Here is a 23418-nt window from a genome sequence, read left to right as displayed (position 1 = left end):
TATTTTAAAAAACCACTATTAAGTGGTTTTTTATTTATATATAAAGCGAAAAAAATTAAGAATAAGAAATAAAAACATATATGTCATCTCAATTATTTATTGTTTTTATTATAAAAAAGAAACAAATTCTTTAGGATCTAATTTAAAAGCTTTTTTATTTTTTATAACATCTTTTTCGGCTTTACCCACGGCAATCAAAATCATAGGAATATAAAAATCAGGAATATCAAAAAGAGCGTTTATTTTGTCAAAATCACAACCACCCATAAAACAAGAATTATATCCAAATTTTTGAAGAGTCACAACAAAATTAAGAGAAACGATTCCGCCTTCTAAAAAAATTTCATTTTGTAATCGATTAAAACTTACATTATCAAAATAATAATTCATTTTATTCATTATAAGTTCTTTAGTTTCGTTAGTCATTTCTCCATTTAATACCTTTTGACTATAAATATATTCTCCTGAATTTTTTTTATTTAAATTTCCACAAACTAAAACTATAGCCGAACTAGTTTCTAATTGAATCGTATTACCTTGAAGAACTTTTTTTAATTTTTTTTTATTTTCTTCACTTTCGAAAACAAAAAAACGCCAAGGTTGCAAATTAAAAGAAGAAGGGGTATAACGAATATCATCAAAAATTTTTAACCATGTATCATAAGTTATTTTATGATTTTTTTGAAATATTCTAACTGTTTCAATACGCATAAAATATTTTCCTTTAAATATTTTTTTTATTATTTAAATCAAAACATCAAATAATAAAAAATGAAATAAGCAAAACAATTTAAATTACAAAATTATTTAATTAAAACGAATTTTTTTAAAAAAAATAATTCCATCAATTTAATAAAATAGAAAAAATATTTTTATAATTGAGGAATTTATTTTTTTAACATATTTTGCAAATAAAAATTAAAGATTTAATTGAAAAATTTATTTTTTTTCTATGATAATTTTATTTAACATTTGAATAAAATCATCAACAGACAATGTCTCTTGTTTGTTACTTTGATATTTTCTAAAAGTTATAAAATTACTTTTGATTTCTTGATCGCCTATAACTATTTGATAAGGGATTTTTCTTGTTTGCGCTTCTTTTATTTTATAACTTAAACTTGATTCTTTATCATTTAATTCTACTCTAAAATTATTTTTAATTAATAAATTTTTAATTTTTCGAACATGTTCTAAATGAAATTGATTATTCACAGGGATTAAAACAATTTGTATAGGAGCAAGCCATAAAGGGAAAGCTCCTTTATTTTTTTCCATCAAATAAGAAACAAATCTTTCTAAAGTAGAAATAATAGCTCTATGAATTACAATAGGAGTAACTTTTTTATTATCAGGACCTACAAAACTTAAATTAAAATTTTGCGGTAATAAAAAATCTAATTGAATAGTTGATAAAGTTTCTTCATTTTTTAAAGCAGTTAAAACTTGAATATCTAATTTAGGACCATAAAAAGCAGCATCGCCTTGAACTTCTTTAAAAGGAATCTTATTCTCTACTAATATTTCTCTTAAAATAGATTCTGATTTGCGCCACATTAAATCATTATCAAAATATTTATTTTTATTTAAAACATCTCTTGTGCTTAAATTAAAACTATATTCTGTAATATCAAAATCTTTATAAACTTCTAAAACAAAACTAATAATTTGAGTAATTTGTTCTTTAATTTGCCCTTCATGAACAAAAATATGAGCATCATTCAAAGTCATTTCTCTTGTTCTTTGTAAACCCGAAACAGCTCCTGAATGTTCATAACGATGCATCATTCCTAACTCTGCAATTTTAAAAGGTAATTCTTTATAACTACGTAATTGTTTTTTAAAAATCATCATATGATGAGGACAATTCATAGGACGTAAAACTAATTTTTCTTTATTAGCAAGATCCATTATAGGAAAAATATTTTCTTTATAAAGTTCCAAATGACCAGATTGTTGATATAATTTAGTATTAGCTAAAATAGGAGTATAAACGTGTTGATAATCATAATTAAGCTCTTTATCAATAATATATCTTTCTATAATACGTCTTACAGTAGCCCCATTAGGTAACCAAAAAGGCAGGCCCAAACCTACTTCTGAAGATAACATAAAAAAATTTTGTTCTTTATTAATATTTTTATGATCTCTTTGTTTTCTTTCTTCTAATAAATTTAAATGCTCTTTTAAATCTTTTTTATTAAAAAAAGAAACTCCGTAAATTCTCGTTAAAGAAGAATTATGGACATCGCCTTCAAAATAAGAACCAGATATTTTTAATAATTTAAAATTTTTCATAATATGAGTATTAGTTAAAAGAACATTTTCTAAATGTAAATCTTCAAAATCTTGGCAAGAATAAATATTCATTAATTCACTATCTTTATTTTTTTCTAATATTGACAGTTTATATTTATTGCAAGTAAATTTATCACATGCTTCTTTATGAGTTATTTGTTTTTTAATAATATTTAATTTTTCTTGAGAAATTTGTTGCATCATTTTTTCTATTATAGATAAATCATTATGAGAAAAAACAATATCTTTGAAATCTACTTCACAATAAAAACCTTCTTTATGAGATGAGATCGTAACTAAAAGAGATTCAGGATAAATTTTTTTAATAGCTTGTAATGTTAAAAAAGCCGTATTATAATTCAAAATTTTGAAACTTTCTGGATGTTCTGAAGTTATAATTTCTAAATCGCCATCAGTATTTAATTTTGTTTTTAAATCAATTAATTTTTCATTAAAATAAGCTGCTATTGGTTTTTGAGAAAAATTCATTTTATTTTGATCTATAATTTCTAAAACATTAATTCCTTGCGCAAATGTTCTAGTTAAACCGTTTTTAATTTTGATATTAATCATTTTAAATTATATAATTCCTTTTTTATTTTTATGGAAATGACGGAAATTATATATAAAATTAATATTAAATAAAATACAAAAATAAATTTTTATCAAGTATTGTATTTACTATTAATTTTAATATTTTTATTTTCCTAAACAAAAATTAGAAAATAATTCGTTTAGTAATCCATCTGGAATATTTTTGCCTAAAATATTATTTAAAGCATCATAAGCTTCTTTTAAATTGATTGTATGTATATCGATAGGTATTTTCTTTTCAATATCTAAAATAATACTTCTCAAAGATTCTAAAGCAATATTTATTTGTTTAATATGTCTAGCGTTAGATAAATAATTGAAATCTTTATCTTGAATTGTATCTAATTGAAAAATCTTTAAAATATTATTTTTTAAATCTTCAATTCCTTCTTGGGTATGATTAGAAATCGAAACCATTTCTTTTAAATTTTTATCAAAATTAATTTTTGAAGGTAAATCGGATTTACTGCCTATTATAATTCTAGGATATTTTTTAGTTAATTCAAGTAATATTTCATCATCTTTTTCTAAATAATTACTTTTATCTAATAATAATAAAACTAAATCTGCTTTTTGTAAAAGTGTTTTAGTGTTTTCGACTCCTATTTTTTCTATCGGATCATTAGTTTCATGGACGCCTGCTGTATCTATCAAAAATAAAGAAACGCCTTTAATATTTAAAAATCCATCTACATAATCTCTTGTAGTTCCTGCAATATCAGAAACAATAGCTCTTTTTTCTTGTAACAAAACATTTAATAAACTAGATTTGCCTACATTTGGTTTCCCAATAATTAAAGTTTTAATTCCGTTTTTTAAAAAACGATTTTTAAAATATAAATTTAAAAGTTCTTCCATTTGAGTAATCAATTCTTTAATTTGAGGTAAAATAATTTCATTAGTCATTTGTTCAATATCTAAATATTCAGGATAATCAATATTAACTTCTATTTGACCTATTATTTTCATAATTTTCTTATTTAAATTCTCTACTAATTGAGAATTTTTTTTTTGCAAACCTAAATTGGATAATTTAACGACATTTTCGTTTTGAGCGAAAATTAAATCCATAATTGATTCTGCTTGAATCAAATCTATTTTATCATTTAAAAAAGCCCTTTTACTAAATTCTCCTGGTTGAGCTAATCTAATATTTAAAGATAAAATTCTCTCTAATAACAACTGAGTTATTAAAATACCACCATGTCCCTGAACTTCGACAATATCTTCGCCAGTAAAAGAATGAGGTTTTTTAAAAACAGAAATTAAAACCTCATCTAAAATATTTTGATTTTTATCTAAAATAAAACCATAATGAATAGTATGCGAAGGCGCTTTTAACAAATCAAAATTTTTTTTAACACTTTTAAAAATTTTACTAATATTTTCTATAACTCCAGATCCACTAACTCTTATAACACTAATACTTCCAGTTCCTAAAGGAGTGGCAATAGCAGCAATATTATCATGATCAAACATAATCTGGATTTTTTACCTCATTTTAATATAAATAAATAAACTTATTTTTTATTATTTTCTAAATTAAATTTTTTAATTGAATCTTTTATTAATTTAACAACTTCGTTTAATTTTTCGATTGTGTCAACAATAACTCCGCAAGCTTTTTTATGGCCGCCGCCGCCAAATTGATGAGCAATATCGCTTATTTCTGGGCCTTGAGTGCGAATGCTTAATTTCCAACTACCATTTGGTAATTCTAAAATAAATGCCCATACTGGATTATTTTCGACATAACTTAACATATTCAAAATTGAAAAAGCTTGTTCAATATTTATATTAAATTGTTTAATTATTTGTTCAGAAAATTTAAAATAAATTAAACCTTCTTCAGCAACACAATTATTACATACATAACCTTGAAATTTTAATAAACCTAAACTTTTAAAATTTATTTTTTGATCGATTTCGAAAACATCCAAATCATATTCCAATAAACTAGCTCCAATTTTGAAAGTATTAGAATTTACTCTTTCAAAACGAAAATGACCTGTATCAGTTACTATACCTGTATATATAGGTAAAGCTCCTTTTTTAGTTAATTTTAAATTATGATATTCTTTAAAATGATAAATCATTTCTGAACAAGAAGCAAAATTACTATCTATCCATTCGTATTCACCAATTTTTTCTATAAATAAATGATGATCAATTCTAATAATCATTTTTCCTAATTTATATCTAAGATCACTTATAACTGAACTTTGTCCACAATCGACAACAAATACTAAAGCTTCTTTATAAGTGTCATCTGTTATTTGATCTTTTATACCTAAAAAAGATAATTTCGGTTCTTCTTCTCCGACAACATAAACCTTTTTATTTGGATAAGTTGTCATAATTATATCTTTCAAACCGAATTGAGAACCATAACAATCTCCATCAGGTTTTTTATGACCATGAATAATAATTGTATCATTAAGTTCAATTTGTTTTTTAATAAATTCCATTTTAATATAATCCTTTTTGATAACATTTCATAATTGTTCGGGTTTGATTTTAAAAAAATTTATAATTTTAATCGAATAAAAAAGTGATATTTATCACAAAATATCGATATATAAATGTTTTTTTAATTTGTCAATATTCTGTTTATAGCTTCTGTCAATAATTCTTTAATTCGTACATCTTTGTCATTTGTATCTTTATCAATCGTTAAAACTTCTATAAATAAATCTGATATAATATTTCTAAAAAAATCCGAATTTTCAAAAATAGAAGTAGTAAAAAAATTATTTTCAGATTTTTCTGCATTCTTTACAATAAATTCTTTAAAAAAATTTTTCCTTAGAGATTTTAATTCTTCTGTTTCTTCTTTATTTTTTTCTGTTTGTTCTTTTTGTATTGTTTCTATATTAATATTTTCAGTTTTTTTGTTATCACGTGTAATATTAAAAAATTTATTTTCTTTTAAAAAATCTTTATAAACGTCTTCAGAAGTTAAATGTTTTAAAAAAAACCAAGAAGCTAACATCTCGTCTTTATTTTTAGAATAAAATAAATTAACATTTGAACCTTGTAAAATATTTTTATTTGATTCAGAATTAACAGTAGGCACATTTGTATAACCCAATTTAGGAATAAAAGCATTGTCTATGCATAAATTGTCTAACCTTCTTGTTGATGTAATATAAAAAGCAATATTGTTGTTAATAAGAAGTTCAGGAACTTTATCTTCTTCGCCAGTCAATTTTCCTAAAGTTAAATGTTTATTATCATATCTGGTTTTAAATTCTTGCAGTAATTCTTGAACTTCAGAGTTATGTAAAAAATCTTGAGTTTGTTCTTTTGTTAATGGGTAATTTATTCCTTTTTGTTGAGTAGAAATTATAAATAAATTAGATTCGCTATCAACAACTATTGGTATAAAATCTTTTTTATTTGAATCTTTTAATATTTTAGATATTTCATCCATTTGAACCCATGACAATGAATCTTTTGCTATTTCCCCTTTGTCATTTATTAATTCAGGAATTTTATCATGGATAGATTTTAATAAATCTTTATTATAAAACATAATTTCTGTTGTTTTTAAAAAAGGTAAATAATAATAATGTTTTATTTTGTCTTCTATTTGAATCGGTGCGAAATAATATGGTAAAAAATCATTTTGTTTATTGTTTTTAAAATCTTCATCTTTATCTATAAAAGCATCTAAAGGAAGTACTTTATTAGATTTATGATAAAATCCCACATGATCAGGATAAGAAACAACTAAATTAGGTTGTTTATCAACAGTTAAAGCGTTAGAAACATGTTTAAATATTTGTCCCCAATTTCCTTTATTATCTTCTAAAACTTCGATACCAGGATAATCTTTTTCAAAATCTTGAATAATCTTGTTTAATACTTTTCTTTCTTCCGCATATAAATTATGCCAAAAAGTAATTTTAACCTTTTTTTTAGAATTTTTGAAATATTCTTTAGCGTCTTTGAATTCGTCTATTGTTAATTGAAAAGGTTCTTCTTTTAAATTGTTTTTTTTACGAATAGCAATTATATTAAAAATAAAAGCAATATTAAATAACAATAAAAAATAACCGAAAAGAAATAAAAAATTTTTAATTTTATCCCTTGATACCACTTTTATTTTCTCCTGAGACGATATATTTTCTAAAAAAAATAAAAATCAAAATCAAAGGTATATTAATTAAAAAAGCAACCGCCATTTGAATATTTATATTTTGTCCTATTTCATTATCAAAAGTTTTTCTTGCCATATTAGTTAATAATTTAGCTCCCATTAATTCTGGCCAAGCATAAGCATTCCAAGCAGCTACTATTCTAAAAATAACAGTCACAATAATAGAAGATTTAGTAATAGGAACTAATATTTTCCAAAGATACTTCCAATTACTAGTGCCATCTATTTTAGCGCTATAATATAATTCTTTAGGAATATTATTAAAAGTTATTAATAAATGAATAACATGAACTATATTAATCAAATAAGGAATAATTAAAGCGTAATCAGTACCAAATATTACTTGCGGCCCTCTGCCATAATCAACCCAACCTAAATTAGAAACAATTCTATAATTAATTATTGTTAATGTTTCGCTAGTCGTCATTAACCCTAAATATAACAACAATATTATTACAGACTTAGAACGAAAATGAAAAATATTACTTAAAGCATAAGCTGTCAAAATAGAACAAAAAGTTCCTAATAAAGTAGATAAAAAAGTAACTCTAAAGGTGTTCCAAAAATAAGGCATAAATTTAAATTGCCCTACAAAAGCTTCTTTGTAATTTTCTATAAAATGAAATCCATTTTTAGGTAATGATAATGCATTATCTTGCATAATTTCTGTTGGTGTTTTTATAGATGTAACAAACATCAAGTAAAAAGGTAAAATAAATAAAAAAGTAACTAAAAATAAAAATAAATATTTAAAAAGAGATAAAAAATCAATTTTTTTAATTCTAATTACTAAATCATTCCAAAAATTTAATAAAGGTTTTTTTATACTATTCATTATACTTCTATGGCCTTTAAATTAACTTATTTTTTTTTAGAAAAAATAAAACTTGTTATTGTAAATAAAATAGAAATAATAAATAATATAATAGCAGCTGTTGTCCCTTTGGAATAAGATTCTAAAGTAGAACTAGATAATTGATTATAAATATAACCCACTATTGTTCTTATTTTATAATTATGATTATGCCCAAATAAACCAACAACAGATTCATATTCTTTAAAAACAGCTAACATCTCTATAATAAATTGATAAAAAATGACAGGCGCGATTAAAGGCAAAGTTATTTTGGAAAAAATACGCCATCTAGAAGCTCCATCCATTTTAGCCGCAGAATAATATGATTTATCAATTTCTTGCAAAGCTAAAATAAAAACAAAAATTTTGAACGACAATCTATTCCAAATATTATATAAAATTAAAACAAATATTTTATGACTATATGGTGCTGTTCTATTAATCCATTCATGTTCAGAACCAAAACCTAATTTTCCTATAAACAAATTAAATAAACCATTTGGTTTATCAGAAATAAGTCCAAAATTATAATAAAAGAAAATACCAAAAATCATTCCCATAACAACATTATTAGAAATTAAGGGCAAGAAAAAAAAAGTTTTAAAAGTATTTTGAAAAAAATAATTTTTAACATTATTTAAAGTTAAAGCAATCACTAAAGAAATAAAAATAGAAATCGGAACTACTAAAAAAACTAATATTAAAGTATTTTTCAAAGCATAAAGAAATTCTTCATCTTTGCAAACTTTTACATAATTACTAAAAGTTATAGGAACATCGCAAGTATCGCTAAATTTATCATAATGAGTAAAAGAAATAATTAAAATTTTAACTAAAGGATAAAAACTAAAAATAGTTAAAATAATCAAAGCAGGAGCTAAATAAAACCAATGATTATTTTTTTTTGATTTATAATATTCAACATTTAATAAATCCTATTACCACTTTTTTTATCAAAAATAAAAAATCTATTTTCAACAATATTGAAGCGAAATTTTTTTTTATAAACATTAGATAAATCTAATAATTTTTGTTTATAAGTAGGAATAATAATTTGAAAGGTTTTATGAACTGAATTAGGATGTTTTGCTAATAAAAATAATTCTCTTCCGATATTTTCTAAAGCTATTCCTTCTACTTCAAAAATACCATTATTTTCTATAGTATATCCTTCCGGTCTTACAGAAACATGAACTTCTTGATTCATATTATTAAATCGAGAATGAGCCAAAAGAACTGTATCGCCTATCATCAATTTACCATCTTTAATTTGTCCGTTAAAAATAGAAATATGTGGAACACCTAAAAAAGATGCTACAAATAAATTAACTGGATCTTCATAAATTTTTTTAGGAATATCTTTTTGTTGAATAACACCTTTATTCATTACATAAATTTTATCACTAATAGACATTGCTTCTTCTTGATCATGAGTTACAAAAATAGCTGTAATCTTTGTTTTTTTTTGAATTCTTCTAATTTCTTCTCTCATTTTTAAACGAAGTCTTGTATCTAAATTAGATAAAGGTTCATCTAATAATAAAATTTTAGGATTTTTAATTAAAGCTCTAGCTAATGATACTCTTTGTTGTTGTCCTCCAGAAAGTTCAGAAGGTTTTTTATCTAAATAGTCTTCAATAGAAGCTAAAACAGAAATTCTTTCGACTTCTTTTTTAATTTGTTCATCTGAAAATTTTAAATTTTGCAAAGGAAAGATAATATTTTGAAGTACTGTCATATGCGGATATAATGCATAATTTTGAAACACCAAACCAATTCCTCTTTTTTCAGGAGGTAAATCGGTAACATCTTTATCATCAAAAAAAATTTTTCCTTCAGAAACTTTTGATAATCCTGCAATCATATAAAGAATAGTTGATTTTCCACATCCTGAAGGTCCTAAAAGACTTACTAACTCTCCCGTAGCGATTTCTAATTTAATTTTGTCAACTGCGTAAGATTTTTTTTTATTTTGTTTATTTATAAACACTTTAGAAACGTTATCTAATATTATTCCCATAATTAAAATCCTTTAATATTTTTATTATTTTAAAAAAAAGCTTTTTTAGAAGCTCTAGGAAATGCTATAACATCTCTAACATTATCTAAACCAGTTAAATAAAGTAATAATCTTTCGAATCCTATTCCGAAACCTGAATGTACGCAGCCGCCAAAACGACGCAAATCTAAATACCATTCCAATTCTTTTTGAGAAATATTAAATTTATTCATCTTATCTTTTAAAACTTCTAAATTTTCTTCTCTTTGAGAACCACCTATTAATTCTCCAATTTTAGGAACTAATAAATCCATAGCGGCAACAGTTTTATTATCTGGATTATTTTTCATATAAAAAGCTTTTATATCAATAGGCCAATCAATAACAAAAACAGGTTCATTAAAAAGATTGGTTAAAAATCTTTCATGTTCTGTAAATAAATCTGAACCATAAACAGGTTTATTTTCGAATTCAATTCCGCTTTTTGATAAAATTTTAATTGCTTCGGAATATGTAATTTTTTTAAATTCTTTTAAATTAGCTATTTTTTCTAATCTTTGAATTAAATTTTCTTCTACATTTTGTTCTAAAAATAAAAAATCTTCTTTATTTTTGTCTAAACAATTTTTAATAATGTATTGAAGCGTTTTTTGAGCCATTTTCATATTTTCTTGTAAATCGCAAAAAGCCATTTCTGGTTCGATCATCCAAAATTCTGATACATGTCTAGAAGTATTAGAATTTTCAGCTCTAAAAGTAGGGCCAAAAGTATAAATCTTTTTAAAAGCTAAAGCCATCGCTTCACCTTCTAATTGTCCTGTAACAGTTAAAAAAGTTGGTTTTTCAAAAAAATCTTGTTTAAAATCGACCTTTTTATTCTTATCCAAAGGTACTTTATTTAAATCTAAAGTAGTAACTTGGAATAATTCTCCTGCACCTTCGCCATCGCTTGTAGTAATAATGGGTGTATGCGCCCAAATAAATCCTTCTTTTTGAAAAAAATCATGAATAACAATACTAGCTGTATTTCTAATTCTGAAAACAACTCCGAAAAGTTTAGTCCTAAATCTTAAATGTGCTACTTGACGTAAAAAAACTTTAGAATGTTTTTTAGATTGAATAGGATAAGAATCATGATTCTCTCCTAAAATAACTATTTTGTCAGCTAATAATTCAAAAGGTTGAAGCGCATTAGAAGTAAGCACTAAATTACCTTCTAAATATAAAGAAACTCCTACTTGTAACTTATCTTTTATTTCCATAAAATAATGTTCTTTAACATTTTTATAAACTACTTGTAATTCTTTTACAAAAGTACCATCACTTAAATCACAAAAAAATAAATTTTTTTGAAAACGACAATTTTTAATCCAACCATTAATAAAAATTTTTTTATTTACATTCGAAATGTAATTATTATAAAGATATTTAACAGAACACATTGTTTCCCTCTTTAATAAATTTTAAATTCTTATTTTTTTCAATTACATATTTTTTCGAATTTAAATCAACAATTTTCTATTTTTGGATATTTTATAAAAAAATAAATTCAAAAAATAAAATTTATTTAAAAAATTTAAACCTTTTTACCATAAAGTAATTATTTTTAAGACTAATACTTTTTTAATTAGGTAGTAATATTATATCAATATTTATAATATTTTAAATAAATTTTAATCTTATTTAATTTAAAGTTTTCTTTTATTTCCAAATAAACATATTATATATTAAAAAGAAATTCTCCGATTGGGAAAAATAAAACTTTTTAAAATGAATAATTTAAAAGTTAAATCATTTTATTTTAAAATAAATAATTTAACTTTTTTCTTTTACATAAGATAATATTAAAAAAGATTTCGAAATTATTATTTAAAAAATACATAAATTGTTTTTTTTTTTTTTTAACTTATAATTATTATATAGAATAATAAAATAAGATTAAAATTATTAATTTTAAAAATAAAAAAAATTCTTTTTTAATTCGAACGCAACAATATCTCTTTGGAAAATCCCTCAATTATAATTATAATTTTTATGATATTAGAATGTTAATTATCGAATAAATCAAAAACTCCAAACACTCCTACTACAGAAAAAGTAGTTAAAAAAACAAAAACAATGATAATTCAAAAAAGAAAATTAACTTTAATAAGTTTTTTTATTTTTTTAAAAAATTTTTAAAAGAAAATTGTTAAAACCTTAAAATTAAACATAAATTTAAATGACTAGATTCTCATATACAAGAGTATATTTTTATTTTACGACAACGCAACGCAATGGTCAAGAAAATAACTTATACCGAATTACTAAAATTACCTTTATCTAAAAAAATCATTATCACTTTATTAATTATGATATTTATTATTCATATTTCCATCTTCGCTTATCCTTGTTTTCGCCATCAAATTAAAGAAAATATCAAATTATATGACAAAAAAATTTACCTAAAAGAATGGTTAGAGAAGACAGAGTGTAACACAAAATTAAAAATACATGATGTCAGAGTTTTATGTACAAAAGATATTCCTATAATTTTGAAACATTTAGCAATTGAAATGAATAAGGACAGTCTCTTTAATGAGATCCCTGCTTATAACGCTTATAACGAAAATAAATTTTATTGGTATTTGAAAGATCCTCCGAAGGGTCTTTTGGGAGTCTACTTAAAACCAAGAATCAATCCTTTAAAAGAAAGATATCCTAATAAAGACCGTACATATACCCTCGAAGATCTCTTAAAATACAATTTCGCCATTGAAGAAACATTTGCCTTTTGGGATGCTAACAAAATAACTAATAAAACAGAAGCTCAAATTCATTTAGTGTCTCAAAGAATCAATCCTGGTCAAGATAAAGAGACACTTATTAATAACTATCTTATAAACCATAATATTATTAAAACACCAAAATTCATTAAATTAGGATGTTATAATGTTACAACCGATAATGGTTTTGAAAATTTACCATCAGCAAATTACCAAGAAAAACAAATCGAAGCTATTTATTTTGATGATGGTATACGTATTTTACCGGCACGCACCTCCGGCACCTCCAAGTAAAGAAACTAATATGAAATGTCCGTTCAATATTGGCCATACAAAGACTCAATATACCATTGAAGATCTATTAAAACTTTCCAATGGAGCCAAAAACATTTATATTTTTACTTTTTCATAACTAAAAAACAGAAATATTTTAATATCAATTAATTAGATGCATCTACTGAAAAAAATTAAAGGAACTAAATTACAATCAGACAGAAAAAAATAAATTATATAAATAAATAACCAAACATCTACTTGAGATTTAATTAAAACAGTTTATCATTCATACCCAGAACCCAATAAAAAGAAAATTAACTTTAATAAGTTTTTTTTGTTTTAAAATTTAAAATAAAGAAAAATAAAAAATGAAAATTCAAAATTTAAATAAAAGAACTCAATTATAGTATCAAAATCAAAAAAAATATATTAACGCTTCTTCTTGGAATCACTAAGATAAATAGCACTTAGTTCCTTTTGTTATTACAACAAATTAATCCATAATAAAATATTCGTAACCATCGTCACAAGTAATAAAACAATTACAAAATAAATGTCTAAAAATTATAATTTTTTTCAGAATCAAAAAATTAATTTAAATTTTTTTCTAAAAATGATTTTGTCTAAGATATTAGTAAAAATAAAAAATATTTATCATTCGTCTATCAAGATTTATATAAAATTTCAAAAAATAATAAAATAACTTTTTTAGAAAAAATAAATTTAATTCTAAAAATAGAATAATTAATAAAAAATCATAAATTATTTTTTATTTCCTTCGAATTAAACAAAATATAAATAACAAAAATTAATAATTAACCCCACATGAAAAACTAAAATTGAGTTAAGTTTTTTTATAGATAAACTTAAAAAAAATTAAAGAAATAAATACACAATTAAAAGAATTATTAAAATTTTTAAAATTACTCATTTCAACGCTTGTTTCTTTGATAATATAATTAAATATATTAAAAAATTGTGTTTTAATTAAATTTTTCATTAACATATATTCTACCTTTGTTATTTTTATTATATATTTTTTTAATTTTTTGTTTTTAAATTTTTAACCTAATAATAAATAAGATGTTTGCCTTTTATTGCAAAATATTCCTTTTATCAATGTACGAACAAATTTTATTATATATTTATTTTTATTTAATTTTTATTTAATTTTTATTTAATTTTTATTTAATTTTTATTTAATTTTTATTTAATTTTTATTTAATTTTTATTTAATTTTTATTTAATTTTTATTTAATTTTTATTTAATTTTTATTTAATTTTTATTTAATTTTTATTTAATTTTTATTTAATTTTTATTTTAATAAATATAAATATAAATATAAATTAAAATTTTTTAATTTATAGATGTTTAAAATAAAAAAATCCATAAATTTTTATTATGGATATTATTGATTTTAATTTTATTCAGGATTTTCACTTAAATTTTGAGCATTTAGATTTTTTCTTTTGTCGTTATTAATTATTGTTTATTTCGTTTATGTTTGTTAATTCTTTATCTTATTTATTATCTTTCTTTTTTTAATGAATTACTAAAATTATATATAAGCAATAAGTAATATAATAAAAAATACAGAATCAATTTAAATAATTTTTTTATTTTGTTTTAACATATTCATAATTTTCTTTTCTAAATTTTATTAAAATAAAAAAAGAATTTAAAATAATTAAATTCTTTTATAAGAAAATATATATTTTTAATATTTTTTTAATAAAAATAAATAATTTTGTGATTTTTTTATAAATATGATTATCGCAATATTTATTATTTGTCAATAAATTTATTTTTATATTTTTTATAAAAAAATAAACACAATCCACCTAATAAAATTAAAATAACTAAAGTGATAACAATCCATAAGAAAAAATTTGATTTATTATTAGTAATTTTATTATCATACGCTTTAGGATTATTTAAAGATGAAGTCTCGGAAATTTCTTTTTCTAAAATGTTTATTATTACTACGCCAGTCATTTTTAATATTTCTTTTCTTTGATCGGAAATAATAATACTTACTTGATTATCTGCTATATTTAAATCATCAATATTTAAATCTTTTAATAATGCAAAATTTATTTTTCGAATTTCTTCTAAAATTTTTTCTTTATTATTTTTATCAATTGTAGTAAGTTCAATAGTTCTTTTGTTTTCGGGTATAATCACATCTATATTTTGAATTTCTAAAATATTTAAAATTACTTGACCAGATATGTTAGTTATTATTGACGAATTCTCGGGAATCATAATTTGAATTGCATTATTTAACTTTAAATTTACATATTCTTTAGGTAAATCTTTTAATAAAGGATTTATTTTTCGAATTTCTTCTAAAATTTTTTCTTTATTATTTTTATCAATTTTTTTAAGAAAAATAATTCTTTTAGATATTGGTATAACTGTTTCAAGATTTTGAATGTCTTTGCCGTTAGATGCATTAATTAAACAAAATATTAAATGATTAAATAATAAAATTATAAACATAAAAAATAAAATCAAAATATTTAAATTTATTTTTTTGTAATTTGTTTTATTTATCATATCTTTTATTTAATATTATTTGACCTAAATAATATTACCTTTCTTTATTTAACAAAACTTTTCTAAGTTTAAAATATATTTTAATTTCGAAAACAATTTATAAATTAAATTATTTTTTTATTAAAAATTTAAATTTTAAAAATCTTAAAGAATGTAATTTGTTTAATATAAAAAGAAATATTATTTTTTTAAATAAAAAATTATTTATTTAAAAGAGAAGACATTTTTTTTTTGTAAATTTCTACTCCTGGCTGATCAAAAGGATTAATTTCTATTAAATAGCCAGACATAGCACAAGCTTTTTGAAAAAAGTAAATAAGGTAACCTAAGTTATATTCATCTAATTGAGGAATTATGATTTCTATATTAGGAACGCCTCCTTCTATATGGGCTTGTTTCGTAGCTTGTAATATTTTTTGATTTATTTCAGAAAAAGATTTGTTAGCTAAAAAATTTAATTTATCTAATTTTTGGTCAATCATTGGTACAAAACAATCATCTTTCATATTACTAACATTTAGAATTGTTTCGAACATTATACGAGAACCTTCTTGAATAAATTGTCCTAAAGAATGTAAATCTGTAGAGTTATTAACTGAACCTACAAAAAGTCCTTTTTCATTTTTACCTTCTGATTCTGCAAATAATTGTTTCCACCACTCAGCAAAAGCTAATAAATGAGGTTCATAACTAACAAATAATTCTGTTTTTTTATTTAATTTAGTATACATTAAATATCTAGCTACAGCATATTGATAAGCTAGATTTTTATTTAAGTCATCAGTTAAAGTATCTTTATAAGCTTGTTTAGCCCCTTGTAAAATAGCTTCTGAATCTAAATTAGCAAAAATAAAAGGTAAAATACCAACAATAGTTAAAACACTAAAACGACCACCAATAGAATTCGGGATAACAAATGTTTCATAACCTTCTTTTTTAGCGATATCTAATAAAATACCTTTATCAGCATCAGTAGTCACGAAAATTAATTTTTGAGCTTTTTCCTTGCCGTATTTATTTTCGATTTCTTTCTTTAAAATTCTAAAGGTCAAAGCAGGTTCTAAAGTAGTTCCTGATTTAGAAATCACATTAATTGCCCATTTTTTATCTTTTAAATGATTAATTAAATTAGTTAAATAATTACCTGAGACATGATGCCCCGCAAAAATAATTTGAGGTTTATTTTTATTAAAAGGCGCTTGAATAAATTCTATTCCTGCTTTAGCTCCCAAATAAGAACCTCCTATGCCTATCACTACTAAAACATCTAAATCTTCATTTAATTTTTTTAATTTTTGAATTTGTTTAATATCAGAAAAAATATTTTTTTGTAAAGGTAAATCCAACCAACCTAAATATTTTTTTTGTAATTCGTAATCTTTATGTAAGATATTATGTATTTTAGTTACTTTTGATTGTATTTGCGAACTTTCTTTTTCCCAATCTAAAAAAGTTTTTATCCCTTGAATGTTTAATTTTAAATTCATTTTTTTATAACTCCTAAATTTTATATTATTTTTTTTGTAATTCTATTATTTGTTGTTTTTTAATAAAAGAAATAAATAAAGCGATAGTAGTTATTAAGACAATTATATTACTTAAACTTGTACTTAAACCAAATTGAGTATAATCATTTATTTCAGTAAACTCATGAAATAACCATAATAAACACATTCTTGTTATAATTCTTAAAATATTCAACAATAAAACAATATTAGCATTTTTTTTATAAGACATTATATAAATCATGATCATGGAAGCCCAAACAGAAGTAAACAAAGACATTTGTTCGTAAAATAAAATTTCTTTAAAATTTTTTAATTTTTCACCCTTAATGTCTTTATTTGTTAAAAACGGAAGTAATTTTTCTCCGAAAAATTGATTTAAAAAAACACCTGCGATCCCAGTTATTAAAGTAATAATAAAAATATTTTTAAAAATTTTTAAAGTTTTTTTATTTTTATTTAGTGCAGCATTTTGAGAAACCATTACTGATTCAGCATCTTCAAAAGATTGAGAAATAGAATAAAAAATACCATTTATAACTGTAACAAATCCTGTTATAGCTAATAAATCGCGACCATAAAAGTCCGTAGCCATATCATTAACAAATTTTTTTCCGATTTCATAAGTTGCTTTGCCAATAACTAACATTCCTGATAATTTTAATATACTTTTGACAATATCTTTCGAAAAAATTAATTTATGAAATTGAATTTGAAAATCATTTTTAGGATGAAACATAAAATAAAAAGCTAAAATAGAAATCATGAAATTAGACAATAAATCTGCCCAAGCTAAATGAACAACTGTAATATCTAAACCTTTAATATGTTTAAAAATAAAGGATATTGAAATTCTACAAATAATATTAAAAACATTTAAAAATAAAACAAAACTATTTTTATTTTTAGATCTTTCTAAACCAATAAACATAGCATTGATTGTAATAAAAACAAAAGTTAATAAAGAAATATTATAATATTCTTTACCTCCGTCAGAATGATATTCTTTTTTTAAAAAAATATTTCCTAAAGGGGCAGGCAATAAAGCGCCAAAATAAAAAATAAAAAAAATGATTAAAGAGCTGAAGACTGCAATTACAAAAGCTAAATTTGCATATTGTTTCGCTTTTTGATTATTTTTTTGCTTATATTCTCTTGCCACTAAAACAACTCCGGCCCCACCTAAAGCTATAGCGATACTTTGAAGAACTTTTTTAATTTGTTTCATATAAGCTACAGCGGATTCAACATTATTATTTGATTTCGGATTTTGAATGATATAAAAATCTATTGCAGAACCTAAATGTTGAAATAATAAATATATAGAAATAGGAAAAGCTAAAATAATTAAATTTATCCAAATAGATCGTTCTTTTGTGAATTGTTTCGGTTCAAATATATTTTTATTTGCAGAAGAATTTTTTTTTGTCATAAAATAAATATTTATAACCTTTCCATTAATGTCTTTTATTAAATTAAAAATAAATTTTATTTGTTTATATTAAAATAAATTTAAAATAATGAATAAAAAAAGTATTAATTTTAAAACAAAAAAATTATTATATTTAGAATTAAGAAACGATTATAAAATAAAAATTATTAAACAAAATTTTGTTTAATAATTGCTTAAAATCATAAATAAAATTTATGATTATTTTATTTATTGAAAAATCATAATAAATTATTTTCATTGAATAAATACAAAAATAAACATTACATATTCTAAAATATTTATATATGTTTTTATTATATAAAATTTTATAATTATATACACAAATAAATTTTAATTTCAAATTTAAAAATCATAATTAAATAAAAAATAGAGATTAACTTTAAAAAGTTCATTTCTATAAATTGAAAATTTGAGATTCCAAAAGTAAATTAAAAATATAAATTAAATAATACTAGCAAATCGATCAAACAAAATAAAAGCATCTTCATTTAAATTTTGTTCAATAATAAAATTCAAATTCAAAGGCCAATCATAATATTTTAAAGTTAATAAAATTCTGTAATTTTTATCTTTATGAAAAACACAAGGATAAGTAGGTCCTAAAACTATAATTTTATAAATTAAATTATTTTCTAAAATTTTTTTGATTTTATTCGCAATAGTTAAAACTTTAAACATTTTAGAATGCGAAATTAATATTTTACTATAAAAACAAAAAGGCGGAATATTAGCTAATTTTCTATCTTTTAAAGTTTGTTCCAAAAAAGAAAAAACATCATAATATTGAGCTTTTTGAAGAACCAAATGGTTCGTATTATAACCTTGGATAATCATCTTTCCTTTTTCAGATAAATAATTAGATAGTTTCATTAATAATTGAAAAGTTTTTTCGGTTGCTTTAAAATTTGGGATATTCAAAAGAACATCTGCCATTAAAATACCTATAGTTTCGATAGAAGGTAATTTTAAGTTTTTAGCTATCATCTCTGTCCCTAACAAAAGATCGATTTTATTATCTTCTAATTTTTGCAAAATCTTTTGATATTGAGTTATTTTTTTGATATCATTAGAATCTATACTTACGAAATTAATAGAGGGAATCTGTTTTTTTAAAAATAAGGAAATATATTCAATCCCTAAACTAACATGTTTTAATGATTTATTAAGGCAAGATGGACATTGAGAAGAAAATTTTTCAGTATAATGACAATAAGTACATTTTAAAATAAATTGATTATGAACAAAAATTAAATTTTTATAACATTTTTTGCATTTAGGAATATAACTGCAAAAACGACATAAAACAAAAGGAGAAAATCCTAAAATATTAATAAATAAAATAGTTTTTTTCTTTTCTTTTATATTTTTTTGCAAATATTCTAATAAAACAGAAGATAAAGGAGATACATTTCCTTTTTTTAATTCTTCTTTCATATCAATTAATTGCATCTTTTGTTTATTTTTGTGAGTTAAATTCAAAAAAATAATTTTTTTTTGTTTAAGACGACAATAACTTTCTATCGAAGGCATTGTTGTAAAAAAGATTAAAGGTATTTTATGATATCGAGAGCGAATATAAGCTAATTCTTTAGAATCATAATTAGGACTTTTATCTTTTTCAATTAAAGACTCATCATTTTCTTCATCAAAGATAATAACCCCTATTTTTTTTAAGGGGGCGAAAATAACTTTCCTTGTTCCCATTACTATAAAAATTTTGTTCTCTTGAATATCTTGATTTTTTTGATAATGTTCTTTATAATCAGATTCATATGTTAAAACTGTTAATAAAATTTCTGGAAAATATTTTTTAATCTGTTCTTTTAAAAAAGAAATCAAAAGTATTTCTGGAACTAAAATTAAAACTTGTTTATTTTGTTGTAAAGTTTTTTCGATTAATTTCAAATATATGGCTATTTTATCTTCATAACAATCATAATATAATAAATAATTTTTATAACCATCCCAAGAAATTTGTTTCCAAATCAAATCTTGTTTTTCATTTAAACAAAAAGTATTTTTAAAATTAAGAATAATTTCATTTTTATGTTTAATAATTTCGGGTTCTATTGAAGGACGATAATCTTTTTTAGAAATGATAATTTTAGTTTTAATAATTTCTTTTTTTTGAAGTTTAAATAATTCTTCTGTAGACAAAACGATATCTTTTAAAGATAATATACCTTTTTTTTTAATTAAATATTCTTTAATTTCTTTATTCAATTCTTTTTCTTTAATAATGGTAATTTGCCTTATATAAGTGCTCAAAAAACTCCTTGGCATAATAGTGTTATATGCTAAAGCAGGATTGATGAAAGGAATTTTTAATATTTCTTCTGCTAATAAAAAAAACTCTTCATTTAAAAAAGGAATGTCATCTAAAATTTCTATAATAGACTTAATATATTTAGGTTCGACAAGAGTTATTTCTTTCAATTTTAAAATATATCCTAAGCGCTCAGTATTCTTATTTCCAAAAGGAACAATGACTCTCATTCCTCTTTGAGCTATTTTTACTAAATATTCAGGAATTAAATAATCAAAACATTGGCTTAAATTAGGAATTTTATTATCGACTATCACTTCTGCATACAACATATATTTTTTGAGCCTTTTTTATATTATTTTTTTATCTTTTTTAATAATTTATTTGAATAATAAAAAAAGATAAATGTAAATTTATCTTTTTTTATTTATTTTTTATTTTATAATATTATCTAAAATTTTATCTATTTTTTTTCCATAAGTTAAAGATTCATCGTATTTAAATATTAAATTAGGAATTTTTTTCATATGTTGAATTTTTCCAGCTAATCTTAAACGAATTTCTCTTTTATTTTCTTCTAAAGTTTTAGATACTAAACTTAAAAGTTCTGGAGTATCGTTTAAAATAGTGTAAAAAATGTTACAAAAAGATAAATCATTTGATAAATCTACGCCTGTTACAGTAATATAACCTATTTGAGCATCCTTAATGATATCATTAACTATATCCACTAATAATTCATAAATCAAATTAGCTCTTCTCTTATTTGTAATATTGTTCATTATTAAATGATCACTTTCTCTATTTTTAATGATTCTATTATATCATCAATTTGAAAATTATTAAAATTATCTAACAAAATACCACATTCATGTCCTTGATTAGCACTATTAATATTTTGTTTTAAATGTTTTAAAGAAACAATTTTACCTTGAAAAATAACTTTATTGTTTCTAATTACTTTCGCTATAGAATTATTAAAAATTGTTCCTTTAGTAACATAACAACCTGCGATGCTTCCTATAGAACTAATAGTAAAGATTTTTTTAATCTCAGCTTGGCCAGTAGCTTTTTCTTCTAAAACAGGATCTAATAAATTTTTTAATTTATTTTCTACATCTTCGATTATTTTATAAAGAATATTATAGTTTTGCATATCTACTTTCAAATTTTTAGCATTCTTTTGTAAAGTATTGTTAATAACTGTATTAAAGTTAATTAAGCAAGAATTAAAGGTTTGCGCTAATACAATATCGTTTAAAGTCACCATTCCAACAGTAGCTTTAATAATATTTACTTTAATGTCTTGAATGTTTAATTTTTCTAAAACTTCAACAATAGCTTCTAAACTACCTTGAGTATCTGCTTTTAAAATAATATTTAAACGTTTCTTTTCTTCGTCTTTGTTTGATATTAACACATTATTATAAATATGATTATTAGAATTCGAATTAGATTGATTTTGTTCTTTTAAAGAACTTTTTTTATTTTCGATAATTTGCTTCGCTGTCTTTATATCAGAAACAGTCGCAAATAAATCACCTGCTTTAGGTACAGAATCTAAACCTGTTATTAATACAGGTTGTGAAGGGTAAATTTCTTTTAAACTATTTTTTAAATCATCTTCGATAGAACGAATTTTACCATAAGTATTATCGCCTACTACTATTACATCGCCTATTTTTAAAACCCCTTGAGAAGTGATTAAAGTAGCCGAAGGACCTTTATTTTTATTTAAACTAGCTTCTAACACAACTCCTTTAACCATTTTAGTTAAATCAGTTTGAATATTTTTCATTTCGCTAATTAATAAAATAAGTTTTAGTAATTCATCTATTCCTTCTTTTTTTAAAGCTGAAATATCTATATATGCAGTTGTTCCGCCCCATTCTTCAGGAGTTAAACCTAAATTAGATAAATCATTCATAATACTTTCTTTTTTATTATTAGTTTTATCTATTTTATTAATAACAACAATAATTTCGACTTCAGCTTCTTGAGCATGTTTAACAGATTCAATTGTTTGAGGTTTTACTCCATCATCAGCAGCAATTACTAAAAGACAAATATCAGTTACTTTAGCTCCTAGAGAACGCATTTGAGAAAAAGCTTCATGACCTGGACTATCTATGAAAGTTATTTTTTGATTATCATAAACAATTTCGTAAGCTCCGATATGTTGTGTAATACCTCCAAACTCTTTATCTACTAAACGAGTTTGTCTAATTACATCTAACAAAGTAGTTTTTCCATGATCAACGTGCCCCATAATAGTTACAATAGGAACTCTTTTAGTTAAATTAGAATCTATCATTTCTTTTTTAATATCTTCATTTAAAGATTCTTTAGATGTGGATTCAAAAATAACTTCGATATCTAAAATCATACTTAACATTTCAGCAATTTCTTTAGTGACAAATTGATTAATATTTGTTTTAATCCCTGCTTCTATAAATTTTTTAATTAAAGTAATATTAGAAATTTCTAAAATATTAGCTAAATCTTTAATAGTATGTTTAGGATTAAATAAATAACTTTTGACTTTAATTTTTTCTTTAGAAATATTATCATCATCCTTTTGTTTTTTATTCATGATTCTTTAATCATCTCTCTTTATTATTTCTTTTTTTAATCTCATAATTTTGTCTAATTTTAAAAAGGATCATTATTTATTAATAAAATTA

The 23418-nt window shown here is 21.9% G+C and carries 16 protein-coding genes; 1 reads left to right on the top strand and 15 read right to left on the bottom strand.

All coding sequences use genetic code 11. The annotated features are described in order from the left end of the window. Window positions 1-108: 108 nt before the first annotated feature. The 9 genes from JNO41_RS00315 to asnS form a co-directional block, all read right to left on the bottom strand. A complete protein-coding gene (locus JNO41_RS00315) occupies window positions 109-711 on the bottom strand; it encodes a nitroreductase family protein (RefSeq protein WP_121463957.1) in 603 nt (200 codons plus the stop codon). 228 nt (window positions 712-939) lie between these two features. Then, complete coding sequence (gene thrS, locus JNO41_RS00310) at window positions 940-2871, bottom strand: threonine--tRNA ligase (protein WP_121463956.1); 1932 nt, start codon at window positions 2869-2871, stop codon at window positions 940-942. A gap of 126 nt (window positions 2872-2997) precedes the next feature. After that, entirely contained in the window at window positions 2998-4371 is a 1374-nt protein-coding gene (mnmE, locus tag JNO41_RS00305) for a tRNA uridine-5-carboxymethylaminomethyl(34) synthesis GTPase MnmE (protein WP_121463955.1), read from the bottom strand. A gap of 41 nt (window positions 4372-4412) precedes the next feature. Further along, a complete protein-coding gene (locus JNO41_RS00300) occupies window positions 4413-5360 on the bottom strand; it encodes a DHH family phosphoesterase (RefSeq protein WP_121463954.1) in 948 nt (315 codons plus the stop codon). Window positions 5361-5482: 122 nt separating this feature from the next. Then, window positions 5483-6994: an extracellular solute-binding protein gene (locus tag JNO41_RS00295; protein ID WP_161554980.1), complete on the bottom strand. Its 1512-nt coding sequence runs from the start codon at window positions 6992-6994 to the stop codon at window positions 5483-5485. After that, window positions 6978-7889, bottom strand: a complete 912-nt coding sequence (locus tag JNO41_RS00290) for a carbohydrate ABC transporter permease (RefSeq protein ID WP_121463952.1) — start codon at window positions 7887-7889, stop codon at window positions 6978-6980. The genes JNO41_RS00295 and JNO41_RS00290 overlap by 17 nt, the downstream gene beginning before the upstream one ends. A gap of 26 nt (window positions 7890-7915) precedes the next feature. Beyond that, window positions 7916-8779, bottom strand: a complete 864-nt coding sequence (locus JNO41_RS00285; protein ID WP_432729545.1) for a carbohydrate ABC transporter permease — start codon at window positions 8777-8779, stop codon at window positions 7916-7918. Between the two features lie 56 nt (window positions 8780-8835). Next, window positions 8836-9930 (bottom strand): ABC transporter ATP-binding protein, encoded by a 1095-nt coding sequence (locus tag JNO41_RS00280; protein WP_121463950.1) that lies wholly within the window; start codon window positions 9928-9930, stop codon window positions 8836-8838. A gap of 29 nt (window positions 9931-9959) precedes the next feature. Continuing rightward, window positions 9960-11351, bottom strand: coding sequence for an asparagine--tRNA ligase (asnS, locus tag JNO41_RS00275; RefSeq protein WP_121463949.1), 1392 nt, complete (start codon window positions 11349-11351; stop codon window positions 9960-9962). Between the two features lie 834 nt (window positions 11352-12185). Between asnS and JNO41_RS00270 the strand changes: the two genes are divergently transcribed. Continuing rightward, window positions 12186-12968, top strand: a complete 783-nt coding sequence (locus tag JNO41_RS00270; RefSeq protein ID WP_121463948.1) for a hypothetical protein — start codon at window positions 12186-12188, stop codon at window positions 12966-12968. Between the two features lie 1768 nt (window positions 12969-14736). Here the strand turns inward: JNO41_RS00270 and JNO41_RS00265 are convergent. From JNO41_RS00265 to infB, 6 genes are all read right to left on the bottom strand, one after another. Then, window positions 14737-15453 (bottom strand): hypothetical protein, encoded by a 717-nt coding sequence (locus JNO41_RS00265; protein WP_432729542.1) that lies wholly within the window; start codon window positions 15451-15453, stop codon window positions 14737-14739. Between the two features lie 257 nt (window positions 15454-15710). Continuing rightward, complete coding sequence (locus tag JNO41_RS00260; RefSeq protein ID WP_121463946.1) at window positions 15711-16997, bottom strand: glucose-6-phosphate isomerase; 1287 nt, start codon at window positions 16995-16997, stop codon at window positions 15711-15713. Window positions 16998-17022: 25 nt separating this feature from the next. Then, window positions 17023-18447 (bottom strand): MATE family efflux transporter, encoded by a 1425-nt coding sequence (locus tag JNO41_RS00255; RefSeq protein ID WP_121463945.1) that lies wholly within the window; start codon window positions 18445-18447, stop codon window positions 17023-17025. Window positions 18448-18909: 462 nt separating this feature from the next. Then, a complete protein-coding gene (gene priA, locus JNO41_RS00250) occupies window positions 18910-21066 on the bottom strand; it encodes a replication restart helicase PriA (protein ID WP_121463944.1) in 2157 nt (718 codons plus the stop codon). Between the two features lie 102 nt (window positions 21067-21168). Next, window positions 21169-21516, bottom strand: coding sequence for a 30S ribosome-binding factor RbfA (gene rbfA / locus JNO41_RS00245; RefSeq protein ID WP_121463943.1), 348 nt, complete (start codon window positions 21514-21516; stop codon window positions 21169-21171). Between the two features lie 2 nt (window positions 21517-21518). Then, window positions 21519-23327, bottom strand: a complete 1809-nt coding sequence (gene infB / locus JNO41_RS00240) for a translation initiation factor IF-2 (protein ID WP_121463942.1) — start codon at window positions 23325-23327, stop codon at window positions 21519-21521. Window positions 23328-23418: the final 91 nt, after the last annotated feature.

The sequence above is a fragment of the 'Prunus avium' virescence phytoplasma genome, from assembly GCF_050916135.1.
Taxonomy (GTDB): Bacteria; Bacillota_I; Bacilli_A; order Acholeplasmatales; family Acholeplasmataceae; genus Phytoplasma; species Phytoplasma ziziphi.
The sequence above is the reverse complement of the archived record's forward strand: the minus strand, read 5'-3'. Positions and strand labels throughout refer to the sequence as shown.

Excerpts from the sequence above, each read along its gene's own strand:
- rbfA (WP_121463943.1), bottom strand. The coding sequence starts at position 21,516 with ATGAACAATATTACAAATAAGAGAAGAGCTAATTTGATTTATGAATTA.
- priA (WP_121463944.1), bottom strand. The coding sequence starts at position 21,066 with ATGTTGTATGCAGAAGTGATAGTCGATAATAAAATTCCTAATTTAAGC.
- JNO41_RS00260 (WP_121463946.1), bottom strand. The coding sequence starts at position 16,997 with ATGAATTTAAAATTAAACATTCAAGGGATAAAAACTTTTTTAGATTGG.
- infB (WP_121463942.1), bottom strand. The coding sequence starts at position 23,327 with ATGAATAAAAAACAAAAGGATGATGATAATATTTCTAAAGAAAAAATT.
- thrS (WP_121463956.1), bottom strand. The coding sequence starts at position 2,871 with ATGATTAATATCAAAATTAAAAACGGTTTAACTAGAACATTTGCGCAA.
- JNO41_RS00255 (WP_121463945.1), bottom strand. The coding sequence starts at position 18,447 with ATGACAAAAAAAAATTCTTCTGCAAATAAAAATATATTTGAACCGAAA.
- mnmE (WP_121463955.1), bottom strand. The coding sequence starts at position 4,371 with ATGTTTGATCATGATAATATTGCTGCTATTGCCACTCCTTTAGGAACT.
- asnS (WP_121463949.1), bottom strand. The coding sequence starts at position 11,351 with ATGTGTTCTGTTAAATATCTTTATAATAATTACATTTCGAATGTAAAT.
- JNO41_RS00290 (WP_121463952.1), bottom strand. The coding sequence starts at position 7,889 with ATGAATAGTATAAAAAAACCTTTATTAAATTTTTGGAATGATTTAGTA.
- JNO41_RS00270 (WP_121463948.1), top strand. The coding sequence starts at position 12,186 with ATGGTCAAGAAAATAACTTATACCGAATTACTAAAATTACCTTTATCT.
- JNO41_RS00265 (WP_432729542.1), bottom strand. The coding sequence starts at position 15,453 with ATGTTTATAATTTTATTATTTAATCATTTAATATTTTGTTTAATTAAT.
- JNO41_RS00315 (WP_121463957.1), bottom strand. The coding sequence starts at position 711 with ATGCGTATTGAAACAGTTAGAATATTTCAAAAAAATCATAAAATAACT.
- JNO41_RS00300 (WP_121463954.1), bottom strand. The coding sequence starts at position 5,360 with ATGGAATTTATTAAAAAACAAATTGAACTTAATGATACAATTATTATT.
- JNO41_RS00280 (WP_121463950.1), bottom strand. The coding sequence starts at position 9,930 with ATGGGAATAATATTAGATAACGTTTCTAAAGTGTTTATAAATAAACAA.